At 52.7% G+C, this 12069-nt stretch carries 8 protein-coding genes; 2 read left to right on the top strand and 6 right to left on the bottom strand.

Annotated features, from left to right (window positions below):
- Positions 1 to 478: 478 nt before the first annotated feature.
- The 6 genes from JUJ53_RS19735 to JUJ53_RS19710 all read right to left on the bottom strand — a co-directional run bounded on the left by JUJ53_RS19735 (position 479) and on the right by JUJ53_RS19710 (position 8742).
- Complete coding sequence (locus JUJ53_RS19735; RefSeq protein ID WP_204153744.1) at positions 479 to 3439, bottom strand: cation-transporting P-type ATPase; 2961 nt, start codon at positions 3437 to 3439, stop codon at positions 479 to 481.
- Between the two features lie 264 nt (positions 3440 to 3703).
- Entirely contained in the window at positions 3704 to 4519 is an 816-nt protein-coding gene (locus JUJ53_RS19730) for a GntR family transcriptional regulator (protein WP_239125227.1), read from the bottom strand.
- 40 nt (positions 4520 to 4559) lie between these two features.
- Positions 4560 to 5465, bottom strand: a complete 906-nt coding sequence (locus JUJ53_RS19725; protein WP_204153743.1) for a phytanoyl-CoA dioxygenase family protein — start codon at positions 5463 to 5465, stop codon at positions 4560 to 4562.
- A gap of 345 nt (positions 5466 to 5810) precedes the next feature.
- Entirely contained in the window at positions 5811 to 6812 is a 1002-nt protein-coding gene (locus JUJ53_RS19720; protein WP_204153742.1) for a DUF1176 domain-containing protein, read from the bottom strand.
- Positions 6813 to 7006: 194 nt separating this feature from the next.
- Positions 7007 to 7558, bottom strand: a complete 552-nt coding sequence (locus JUJ53_RS19715) for a hypothetical protein (RefSeq protein WP_204153741.1) — start codon at positions 7556 to 7558, stop codon at positions 7007 to 7009.
- A 218-nt stretch (positions 7559 to 7776) separates the two neighbouring features.
- Positions 7777 to 8742, bottom strand: coding sequence for a protochlorophyllide reductase (locus tag JUJ53_RS19710; protein ID WP_204153740.1), 966 nt, complete (start codon positions 8740 to 8742; stop codon positions 7777 to 7779).
- Between the two features lie 689 nt (positions 8743 to 9431).
- Between JUJ53_RS19710 and JUJ53_RS19705 the strand changes: the two genes are divergently transcribed.
- Both JUJ53_RS19705 and JUJ53_RS19700 read left to right on the top strand, forming a co-directional pair.
- Complete coding sequence (locus JUJ53_RS19705) at positions 9432 to 10931, top strand: glycosyl hydrolase family 57 (protein ID WP_204153739.1); 1500 nt, start codon at positions 9432 to 9434, stop codon at positions 10929 to 10931.
- Between the two features lie 177 nt (positions 10932 to 11108).
- The gene (locus tag JUJ53_RS19700; protein ID WP_343327996.1) at positions 11109 to 11912 is read left to right on the top strand and encodes a formylglycine-generating enzyme family protein; all 804 of its coding nucleotides are present in this window, start codon (positions 11109 to 11111) and stop codon (positions 11910 to 11912) included.
- Positions 11913 to 12069 lie beyond the last annotated feature (157 nt).

Below are 12069 nucleotides of genomic sequence, written 5' to 3'. Positions count from 1 at the left end.
CAGACGAGAGGAGTTTTCAGGCATTCTGTTAAATTTATCTCAAACATAAGCGAACTCATCCCATACAGCAAAGCCGTGACTGTCAAGCCCATCCACAATGATCGGACACTATGACAATTCATCGATCACGCAAAGTTAACATTTTAAGTATGAGCTACAGATCGCTTTTCGTCTAACCTAATTATTGCTTCTAGAATCCAAAATATGCGTATATCTACTGATAAAATCTCTATGCAAATAAAATTTATACCATCCGAAATCACTCCACTAGAATTGAAACTTCAGTCACCAAGCTAGGAAGGAGGAGGGGATATGCAGCTGCTTTTTTAGTCATCAGTATTTTTGCGTCGGTCTCCCTCTTCCTCATTGGCCTGCTGTAAACTTGAGATGAAGAGCAAGGGTGATTCATCTCAAGGGCGGGTTGTCTGAGTCAACGTAGACCGTGGCTTAACAGGAAGCGATCGCTGCTGGGATACTCTCAAGCGTTGGGTGTACTAACCTCATGCTTATCTGAATGCGCGCGGCGAGATGATGCTAGGATAGCTTTTCGCAGTTCCTCTGCGCCTAGCAAGATCGGTGGACAAGCAAGGAGGATCAGCCATTGCCAGAGGTTTAGAGGCAGGGTAGTAAAGATCTCTCTGAGAAACGGCACATAGATAAACGAGAGTAGGGAAACACACTCTACACCAATGCCAACCCACAGCAGTCGGTTTTTTGTCCAGTTGAGGCGAAAGATTGAGACCCATTCAGATCGACAGGCAAATAAATTACCGACTTGGCAAGCGACAATGATAGCTAACGTAACGGTTGTAGCTTGGCGATAGATAGCAGCGATAGCTGGATCAGCCGTGTGGTTCAAAATCATCGGGGTGACCGTTTGCAGATCGGCTAGAGAATAGCCATAGCTCCACCAAACCATCAAGAACCCTAGCATCGATAAACTTGCTTCGATGATGCCCAAAAAGCCATAGGCTCTGAACAATAGGGAACGATTGAGTAAAAACTCTTGTTTCTTGCGAGGAGGACGAGACATGATACCTGTTTCAGGATCTTCTGCCCCTAGGGCCAGGGCTGGCACCATATCAGTTCCTAAATCCACGGCTAAAATCTGTAAAATAGTCAGTGCCGGTGGAATTTTCAGCACCACCATCGCTAAGAAGGGCGTAATTTCTGGCACATTGGAGGCCAGGATATAGGTCATAAACTTGCGAATGTTCTGATAAATGGCGCGTCCCTGCTCCACAGCGCTGACAATCGTGGCAAAGTTGTCATCCGTCAGCACAATATCGGCTGCTTCCCGAGCCACATCGGTGCCATTCATGCCCATGGCAATGCCAATGTGGGCCGCTCTTAGGGCAGGGGCATCGTTGACACCATCCCCGGTGACGGCCACAATCTCGCCCATATCTTTGTAGGCCTGCACTAAACGCAGCTTATGTTCGGGAGACATGCGTGCAAAGACTAGGGCAGAACGGTATTTTAAAATCTGCCGCAACTGAGCATCAGACAGATGCCCCATGCCGTCGCCAGTCACAACTCGTACCCGATCATGGGGATGATCGTTGTTCCCAACCAGCCCAATCTTGCGGGCGATCGCTTCTGCAGTTAGCCCATAATCTCCCGTCACCATCGTCACCTTGATGCCGGCTTGATGGCACTGGGCGATCGCTCCCTGCACCTCAGGGCGAGGTGGGTCAAACATGGCAACTAATCCGATAAAGATAAGATCTTGCTCTAGCTCTTGGGCGCGCAGGGTAAGACATGAATCATCGCCGCGCCGGGCTGCCAGCCCCAACACTCGAAATCCTTGCCGTGCCAGCCCATCGTTGGCAGCAATCACTTCATCTTCATCGAGCGCTTCAATGCTACCATTCCGCACCATCCAATGACAGTGACGCAGCACCTCTAGGGGAGCGCCTTTGGTGATGGCAAGATAAGGTTCTGCCGCTGTCCAAAGATCCGATGAGCGCCAGTCTAGCACCACGGTCATCATGCGTCGTCGAGAATCAAAGGGAACCTCTCGCAGTCTAGGAAACTGTTCCTGCAATGCATGTAGGTTCAAGCCTGCCTTAGCTGCTGCGACTAATAAGGCTGCTTCGGTTGGATCTCCAATTTCTTGCCAACGGCTGGGAGAGGGATGAATGAGTCGGGCGTTGGAACAAAGGGCTGCACCGATTAGTAGCAGACGAACTTTCCACGCAGCGGCAAAATCAGCCGGCATTTGCACCTTACCTAGGGTGGGGTCGTAGCCTGCTCCGGTGACGTCAATTAAATGAGGAGAAACGCTATCTTCTAGGTGTGGTTCATCAGACATATCTTGAGGTTGCCAAGGAATCCAAAGATGACGCACGGTCATTTCATTTTTGGTTAACGTACCGGTTTTATCCGTGCAGATCACAGATGTGGCGCTGAGGGTTTCAACGGCAGACAGTCGCCGTACCAAGGCATTTTGCTTAGCCATGCGCTGTACGCCTAAGGCTAAGGCTAAGGTAACGGTCGGCAAAAGTCCTTCCGGCACATTAGCTACAATAATACCAATGGCAAAGATAAAGCTCTCCGTCACGTTCATGCCAATGAGCAAATAGCTGAATAAAAAGACGGTAACCCCCATACTGATCGCGATCGCCGTAATAATCCGCACAATTCGCGCGACCTGACGTTCTAAAGTACTGGGTTCTCGCTTAATAACAGTGGTGAGGTGAGCAACTTGGCCAAACTCGGTTTGAGAACCCGTGGCATAAACAACGGCTACAGCTCGTCCAGCCGCCACGGTTGCCCCTGCCAACACCATGTTGGCAATTTCTGCAGGATTCACCCGTTCCTGAAGGGGATGCTCTCCTGCTCGGGGAAGGGGTTTTCCTGCCCGCACCGAGACTGCCTCCCGCATTCTGACAGGGTAGGCATTGCGGGCAACAGGCAGCGATTCTCCAGTCAACACGGAGACATCGACATATAGGCTTTCGGCAGAAACTAGACGGGCATCTGCGGAAATGCGATCGCCTTCCTCCAATTGCATGACATCTCCTCGCACCAACTCCTTAGCTGGAATCTGCTGCAATGTGCCATCTCGGTAAACATTGACCTGCATGGGCAAGACTTTTTTCAGGGCCGCCAGCGCCCGCTCGGCCTGAAACTCTTGCCAAAAGCTGAACATAGCGTTGATGATGATGACGGCCCAGATAGCCCATCCCAAGGCCGGGGTATGAGATACGAAAGCCAGAATTCCCGCTACCCACAGCAACAGGGCCATAAAATGGGTGAGCTGATCCGTAAACCGCAGCCAGAGCGGACGCTGGGCTGGGGCTGGAAGTTCATTGACGCCAAAGTTCTTCAATCGTTCAGCGGCTTCATACTCAGATAGCCCCTGGCTGCTTGTTCCCAGGGATTCGTACACTGCTTCAGCGGTCAATGTCCAAACAGGCTGATGGAGTGATGCCATGTTCCCTTGATCCTGCTATTGATGCGATACCTACTGTTGTCGCACATCCTGAGAACCTAGTGACTGAGCCGACATGTTTCTTATGATAGTCCGTGGCACCGTTGCGAACCAGGTCAATTCTTACTTGGCTTTGATGCCGGCCCTCGAAGATTTCAGGTAAAAAATACTTATGGCATGAATATTTTGGTCATGTATGGGCTGTTGAGCAGTTACGAGCAGGTTCATCTACGCCCAGGTTATAGAGTCACCAGACTTTTCGGAGGTCTAGAATTTCCGATAGCGTTCCTCATCTAGCGATGGAGTACGGCTGAGGGTTACTGAATACCGCAAGCGATCGCCTCGGGATGGAGCAGCACCACACACAATAGGGCGATCGCCCTGGGTATAGGCGGTGTAGCGATAGGTAAGTAAGGGGCTGCCCAAGGGCATGTCTAGATACTGACTGAGTTCAGCATTAGCGTGGCTACTTTCAAACGTCGCTTCTATACGTTCGATCACGATGCCATGCTGTTCTAGAGTGGGGAAGGTCATCTGCTGCTGAAGCTCTTCCGAATAACGTTCACCCAGATCAGGTAAGATATAGCTAGTATCTACCGCCGCCGGACTTTGGTTAATCAACAGGATTTTGATTTGTCGATAGACCTGTGGGTTCGGTTGCCGCAAATGTAGACATTGACTCACCTCATCCGGAGCCGGGATCAGGTCAAAGGAAAGATTATGAATCGAACTGGTCACCCCTTGGCGGGCCAGATCTTCCTCAAAAAATACCAGAGGATTCGATAGCCGATAGGCAACCTTATGCTGTTCTTTCACAAAGACCCCACGGCCGCGCTGAGCCTCCACCAGTCCTTGACTGGCTAAGTTAGCGATCGCCCGGCGAATGGTAATCCGGCTCACCTCAAAGCGCAGCATCAGTTGATATTCACTGGGCAGTTGTTCGCCCGCTGCATAGGTACCGTCTTCTATTTCCGCCAGCAATGTCTCAGAAATCGCTAGATGTAACGGTCGGGGCGACGATGCTGGGGCTGCTTGGGTCATGGACTTTTGATCAACAGGTATGTTGCCTCCCCATTCTGCCATAGGGCTGCCTTCCTCAAGACAACCTTGACTGAGACCCCACCTATCCTAGGGAGATCGGTACATCCCTGGGGCTGAGGGCATCTGCACAATAGTCTGCGAGAAAGGGGGAGCGATCGCCCGTGTTGCTCCATAGGATAGGAAAGAAAGACTCGTCCATGCGGGTATCGCCTACCCGTTTATAGCGACCATAGATATAGCCAGCGGGATTGGTGGGATGGAAGGCTGCATGGGCGGGAATGGTGTGTAAACCAATGCTGTGGAAGGTGCGATCGGTGCGGGTGGTGGGAGCTAGGCCGTGCCAGGTACGTCCATGGTGGAAACCACAGCCCCCTGCCGGTACATTAACCACCACCAGTTCCGGCTCTGGCACCCCGGCCTGCTCCGCGGCCTGCAGCATGGCCCAGCGGTAGTCTTTGGTGGGCGCATGGAATTCACCGGCCACGTCCACCAAGGGCCATTTGTGGGAACCCCGAGCATAGACCAGGGTGCCATCGGCCAAGCTGGCATCTTGCAGGGCAATCCAGCAGGTCATCATGTGGGGCGGCGTTAGGTAGTCAATGTAGGCTCCATCTTGGTGCATAGCGACAGCCTTAGCGCTGGGTGGCTTAATCCACATGCTGTCTTGCCCAATGCGGGCCCCATCCCAACCGGCCAGGGTGGCCGTGAGCCGTCCTAGTTCTGCAGATAAGACTAGGCTAGCAATGGTGCGATCGCACTTCCAGGCATTGCAGATTTCTCGGGTCACGTCAGGTAAGCTCAATCCTTGACGCCAATACCATTCGTCAGGATAGATACCGGTTTCAAATTCGCCGTAGAACAAACGCTCCATGCGGTCAATCAAGCGATCGGGCAGATCAGGAGGCAGCAGATTTTCGACGATCAAGAAACCATCGTCCTGAAATTGCTGAATCTGGCTCTCGGTAAGCTGAATCGGTTGGTAGGTCATAGGGGTTTCTCAGACGCACAGCTCCACGATCCCGGTCACGATCCTAGGTACCTGGGATTGACCGGATTGGAAGTTGTTATAACAAGTCTAGTTCCCTACATGATGTGTCTCACACTACGATTTGCCGTGGGATCTGTCATCGTGTCCGGAAAATTGTTAGCGCACCGAGACATCTGCCGCGATGCGGCATGGTTGAGGGAGCGATCGCCCGAGATGATGCTGTGCAAGTCAGCCTAGAAAAGGCAGGTCTTCCTCACCCTAGTCTTCCAACCCATCGGGATCGCCCTGCCTACCTTGATTCAGAGAGCAGCAACAGCAGGAAATCCCAGACGGGATCGCCCAACCCTAGGGATAAATCACCGGATAATCTTCCACATCCAGGGCAACGCCGTCACAGTCGCTTTTGGCGCGAAATTCTACCAGTTCAAAGCTCGATCCCTGCCATTGATAGTTGGCATAGGAGCCACAGTCTCCTGCACCGCGATACTTGGTGAACAGCGTTAACTGTTGCTGGGCAGGATCGTAGGTGGGAAGACCTGCGAGGGGCTGGGTTTGAACCGATTGCCAAGCACCCTCCCCATCTTCATAGAATACTTGGAACGACAGAGGAGCGATCGCTTCTGTCCCAGGTTCATACAGCCAATATTCATAGCTGCCTTGGTAGGCGGCCATAAAGCACAGCACTTCTACAAGATACTGCTCGCTGTTCAAAGCATAGATTTGCGACTGTTCCCGCGCCACCTCTTCATCGAGGAAATCTGTGCAGACCCCTAGGTCGGCGTTGTCGAACAGCATCGACGGCACCTCGGTCACCGCTGGTGGGGGAGCGGCTGGGCTGGGTGCGGCTGGACTAGAAGCAGGAGCCGGGCGATCGCTTTCAGCATCGCTTTCAGTAGGGCGATCGCTCACGGGGGCAGCAGGAGAACTCACGGGTTCCATGGCCGTAATCAGCCATACCGACTCCGACTCTTCACAGGCCGGATCACCTTGGCAAGATGCGGCAATAATCGAGGTAGATTCGTAGGTAAGCTGCACAGATTGACCCAGGAGATCGGTGCGATCGCAGAGTTCGAAGCTAGCAAACTGCTCAGTCTCCACGCCATCCGGGTCAGTTACCGTGGCATAGCAAGCGCGATCGCCCGCCGTGAACTGCTGTAGGGTGGCCACGGGGGGATAGTCTAGGGGATTGAGGGCATTAGGCACATCCGATTGGGTTTCTGTTGGCGTGCTGGTCTCTGCATCCACGGCGGTCGTCCCATCATTAGCCGTCTGACAGCCCGCCAACAGCCCAACGCACACAAACGCTAATCCCCACATGAGTCGGGATGGTCGGACAGTAGGTAACATGCGATCGCTCCTGTTTGATACTAGTAACGCCATGATATCCACCTAGCCATCATTCTCTACCGATAGACAGGATAGATAAAAGATTTGAACAAGGGATAGCGTCCACGAGTAGGGGTTCAGGAAAGGGCTCCCAAAACCAATAGCCGCAGGCTGAGGTTATCCCCAGCCCACGGACATCATCCATTCAACGAGATCTATGCAACAAGACGTTTGATATGAGCCGTTTCCGCAATCCCCACCAAGCGATCGCTGACGGGCGGAGCTGAAGAACTCACGAGTTCTATGGACGTAATCAGCCATACCAACTCCGACTCTTCACAGGCTGGGTCACCTTGACAGGATGCCGCCATGATCGGGGTAGATTCGTAGGTAAGCTGCACGGATTGACCAATGAGATCGGTGCGATCGCAGAGTTCAAAGCTGGCAAATTGCTCAGTCTCCACGCCATCCGGGTCAGTTACCGTGGCATAGCAAGCGCGATCGCCCGCCGTGAACTGCTGTAGGGTGGCTACGGGGGGATAGTCTAGCGGATTGAGGGCCTCAGGTGCCTCAGGTGCCTCAGGGGCCTCAGACGCATCAGGTGTATCAGGTGCCTCAGGTGCATCGGCTGAACTTTCTGCTGGCGCGCTGGGAGCGGAGTCCACGGCGGTTGTGCCATCATTAGCCCCCTGGCAGCCGGCCAACAGACCAATGAACACAAACGCTAATCCCCAGATGAATCGGGATGGTCGGACAGTCGGTAACATGCGATCGCTCCTGTTTGATCCTAGTACCGCCATGATATCCACCCTACTATCACTTTCCACAACTAGCAGTACAAATCGTTGACTTGCACTAGTGATGGCCATCATCTATGGGCGGAGGATGCACGCAAAGGTTCATAACGCTAATAGCCGTGGGCTGAGATCATCCCCAACCCACGAACTGATGACCATCTATGCAACGAGATCTATGCAGCGAGGTGTTAGAGATTAGCCGTTTCCGCAATCCCCACCAAACGAGCACTCAACTCCCACATCCGCTTACCCTTTTCATCATCCCGTGCCTGGGGCGACACCCGCTGGGCAAAGGACTTACGCCCTTTCTTCTGGCGGTTGCCCCAGCTCCAGTACATGCCAGACTGGTTGTAGTCCGGATCGGCAACCACATCCGCCACCCGTTCACCAGACAGTTCCTGAGATACGTAGCCGCCGGTGATATATTTCTGGAACAGCGGGAATAGCTTTTGGAAGAGAGGGTAGTGGTTGCGGAACAGGGGCGTCTCGGCCACACAGCCCGGATAGAGGGAACTAAAGACAAGGCCTGTGGATTCGTGGAAGCGACGATGCAGCTCTCGCATGGTCAAAACGTTGCACACCTTGCTGTCTTTATAGGCTTTGACCGGCTCAAAGGCCTTGCCATCTGCCATGGAAATCGGATCCTTGAACCCTTTCTCAAAGCCTTCGAAGTTGCCGAGGTTGGGCTGCGGCGGAATCTTGCCGCCCAGTTCATCGGGGTTGTGGGTCACGGTTCCCAAAATCACCAAACGCTTCTCCGCAGCGGGCGATCGCTGCAGGTCGTCCAGCATCAGGTTACAGAGCAGAAAATGCCCCAGATGATTGGTGGTCATCGTCAGCTCATAACCCTCGGGCGATCGCAGCGGTTCTTTGATCAGCGGCATGTAGATAGCGGCATTACACACCAGCGCTTCTAGGGTCTTGCCGCTAGCGCGAAAATCATCCACAAACTTACGCACGCTGTCGAGGCTGCCCAAGTCGATATGCATGAGGGTGTAGCTATCGGCAGACATCCCGACCTCTTCCGCTGCCGCCTTCGCTTTTTCCAGGTTGCGGCAAGCCATGACGACGTGCCACCCACGCTTAGCTAGGGCTTTTGCAGAGTACAGCCCTACTCCTGACGAGGCACCCGTAATAATTACCGTTGATGTCATCTCTCACTCCATCCTAACTAGACACGATTCACTGTCATGGACTGCCTTCAGGATCTCACACTCTATCCCCTGGATGTTTTAAGTCCTGTAGTCTTGTTAAGTTTCGTAGTATATAGAAAAGAATCGTGACGTTTTTGGCGGCTTGAATGATGGTCATAGAGATTTGGCTATCCTAGGATTTTCCCATTTCTTTAAAGATTGCTGCCCCAAACCACCGGCTTTCATGGGTCATGATGGAAGCACGACCACACTATGAACCTTGAAGGATAGATCTATGGAATCTGGTGAACTGTTTACGCTGATTTTGCTCCTCAGCCCAGGGCTGTTGCTGTCCATTTTTGTGATGGGATTCTTTTCGATCGGCGGTTAAACCACGGCGCTGCAGAGGGCGATCGCTCTTGGACATCCCAGAAGCTACCTGGACAAGGTTACTGAGAGAAGCACTGCTCAATTTGAAGCAGTATGGAGCGATCGCAAAAACACTTGACATTACTTTATGACCGGCGCGTCATGCTGGCCAGGAAAGTAGCCTATGATCCTCAAAGGGAATAAGCATGACATAGCCTATCAACGCCGCTTCAGGCACTGGATCTGCTAGTCGAGTGTTGTTATCGCATCACGCATGAGCGGCATTATTCGCAGTGTGGCGAGGAGTCAGCACCGCGTACAGAGAACAAAGGAACATTCATATGATCGCATCCGTATCGTCTTCCAACCGACCGACCCTCAGCGATACTCGGTCAGGTCTGCCGAATATTTGTGGTTGGGAAGCTGATATTTCGTCAGTTGTGCAGCACAATGACCCAGTTTTTTTACCCGACACCACAATTCGCTTGGAAGATGTGACGGCAGCGTTTGCCTGCGCGTTGCATATGCACCAACCCACTATCCCGGCCGGGGCCCATGGCGAACTTATCTGCAATTTGCAGCATATGTTTGAGCATCCCCATGATGGAGATAATCATAATGCGGGAGTCTTTGCCTGGTGCTATGGACGCATGGGTGAATTTATTCCTAACTTAGTCAACGATGGCTATAATCCACGTATTATGCTGGATTATTCTGGCAATCTCCTCTGGGGTCTGCGCCAGATGGGTCGCGATGATGTATTGGATCATCTCAAGAAGATAACGTGCGATCGCCACTATCAACCCTATGTGGAATGGCTAGGCACCATGTGGAGCCATGCGGTGGTGCCTTCAACGCCCATCCCAGACATCAAGCTCCAGATTCAGGCTTGGCAACATTATTTTGCATCCCTCTTTGGCTACGATGCCCTGCGGCGCGTGAAGGGCTTTTCGCCTCCAGAAATGCATTTACCCAACCATCCCGATACGCTCTATGAATACATTAAAGCGCTGAAGGATTGTGGCTATCAGTGGTTGATGGTGCAGGAGCATTCGGTGGAACGGCTGGATGGTTCGGGGGTATGGCATGATGATAAATATCTGCCCAACCGTTTGGTAGCGCGTAATTCTAAGGGTGAGACGATCAGCATTACGGCGCTGATTAAAACCCAAGGCTCGGATACAAAACTGGTGGCGCAAATGCAGCCCTACCATGAAGCCAAGGGTCGCGGTCGGCAGCAGCTAGGCGATCGCTCCGTTCCTTGCTGTGTCACGCAGATCGCCGATGGGGAAAATGGTGGCGTCATGATGAATGAGTTTCCTCGGGGCTTCAATCCAGTGTGGTCTGAGCTCAAGGATCATGGACGCGGTGTTGAGGGCGTTGTGGGTCTGAATGGTACAGAATATCTGGAACTGCTGGCGGCGGCTGGGGTAACGCCGGAGGATTATCCGGTTTGCCAAGCGGTGCATCAACATAAGATTTGGCAACGGGTAGATCCTGACCATGCCACGTCAGACGCGGTGGAACAAGCGATTCAAGATCTCAAGTCCAATGATCATCAGTTCAGCATGGACGGTGCATCCTGGACGAATGATTTGAGCTGGGTGCAGGGCTATGAAAATGTGTTGGGGCCTATGAACCAACTGAGTGCGCTTTTCCACCAAAAATACGATCGCTTGGTTCAAGAAGATCCCTTAATCACCCGCAGTGCTGACTATCAAGAAGCGTTGCTCTATGTGATGTTGGTGGAAACAAGCTGCTTCCGATATTGGGGGCAAGGCACTTGGACGGACTATGCCCGTGAGCTATACAGTCGGGGTGAGGCAGCTCTGAAGCGTTGACCGACACGTTCACAGCAGATGGTTGAAACTAGGGCTACTCCAAGAGTTCAGACAGAACCCGTTTAGGCGGGTTTTGTCTAGGAGCAGCTTCTAGCCGCCATGGTTGCAGGATACCTCAGAGAACTCTTATTCTGGTATGAGGATGCTGCCCGAAGATACTCGATTTATGGTGATGGTGTGACTTCTGCTTCTGATACCCTCACGCTCCGTCGCTACAAGCGCCGCAATCAGGCTTATCGAGAACACCTGCCGGACGGGGTGGAGCTCATCATGATGCGGATTCCGGCGGGGGAGTTCATGATGGGCGCGCCGGAGGGTGAACCGGATAGTCATGATGATGAGCGACCGCAGCATCGGGTGCAGGTGGCGGAGTTTTGTATGGGGCAAACGCCGGTGACCCAGGCCCAGTGGCAAGCGGTGGTGGAAACTAGTGAACCGATTAATCATGAACTAAAACCAGATCCCGCAAAATTTAAGGGCGATCGGCGACCAGTGGAGCGAGTGAGTTGGGAGGATGCTCAAGAATTTTGTCAGCGGTTATCGAAATTATCGAAGAAAGACTATCGATTACCTAGTGAGGCAGAGTGGGAATATGCCTGTCGGGCAGATACGGAAACCGCCTATCACTTTGGCCCGATGCTGACCAAGGAGGTGGCTAATTATGGTCGATCAGTGGGAGAAACAACCGATGTAAGAACCTATCCGGCCAATCGCTGGGGGCTGTACGATATGCATGGAAATGTAGATGAGTGGTGCGAGGATGATTGGCACGAGAATTACGAGGGCGCACCGGAGGACGGCAGTGCACGGACAAGTAAGGATAAAGATAAGCTAAGTAAGCTGCTGCGGGGTGGTTCGTGGATCGACGGCCGTAGGTATTGCCGTTCTGCTTTTCGCGGCTACAGCTCGCGTGACTCCCGCAACGACTTCTTCGGTTTTCGGGTCTGTTGCGTTTTGCCGAGTATTCTTCTTAGCTCTTAGTCCCTTAGCCCTTAGCGCTTTATCTTTCTTGGCCCTTTCTCCTTCGCCGTGAGGCGATCGCTTTTTTTCTAGGGCGGCAAAACTAGCTGGAGAAAGAGGAGACAATTGGCTAGGCTAGGCACAGAGGCGAGAACAGGGTGAGGCAATCAAGATGGTC

Source organism: Leptolyngbya sp. CCY15150 (assembly GCF_016888135.1).
GTDB lineage: Bacteria > Cyanobacteriota > Cyanobacteriia > RECH01 > RECH01 > RECH01.
This window is presented reverse-complemented; position numbering and strand designations above follow the sequence as displayed.